The organism is Bradyrhizobium sp. 14AA (assembly GCF_054185205.1).
In genome coordinates this window covers 1-433 of sequence record NZ_JAVAYM010000203.1, presented here as the reverse complement: position 1 = coordinate 433, position 433 = coordinate 1, and the positions used below count along the sequence as shown (strand labels likewise).

1 protein-coding gene is annotated in these 433 nt (G+C 54.3%); it reads right to left on the bottom strand.

Going from position 1 to position 433, the window contains the following annotated elements; genetic code table 11:
* On the bottom strand, positions 1–433 hold a 433-nt coding region (locus tag RAD15_RS44015), incomplete at both ends, for a PRD domain-containing protein (protein WP_458184895.1).

Genomic DNA, 433 nt, shown 5'->3' with positions numbered 1-433 from the left:
ACGATCTGTCTTTCATGCAAATCGTTATCCTGCATCAGCCAGGCGCCGAAAATCACTGCCACCAGACCCGTCTCTTCCTCGGAAAAGTGGACACCATATTCGGCTTCAAATCCGGCGAGCGCCTCACGTGTGGTACGAACCAGACGCGGATAAAGACGGTTGAACTCTTCCGGAAGCGTATTATCGATGCCAATCGTGAATAAACTTCGGTTCAGCGCCTGGGCGAGATGGACATACAGCTGATCGTTAAGCCCTTGTTCGTCGCTAAAGCGTACGTTCCCTTTTTCTCGAAAGCGCAGCACCAGCCGCGCCACCTCCAGTCGCAGTTGCTGCGCCCGTTGATGCGTGTCGCGAATCGGGTCGGGGAGGCGAATCATTGAAAACAGTAACGCCATAAACAGCGCTTCATTGAGCGGTGCGACCTGCATCACGT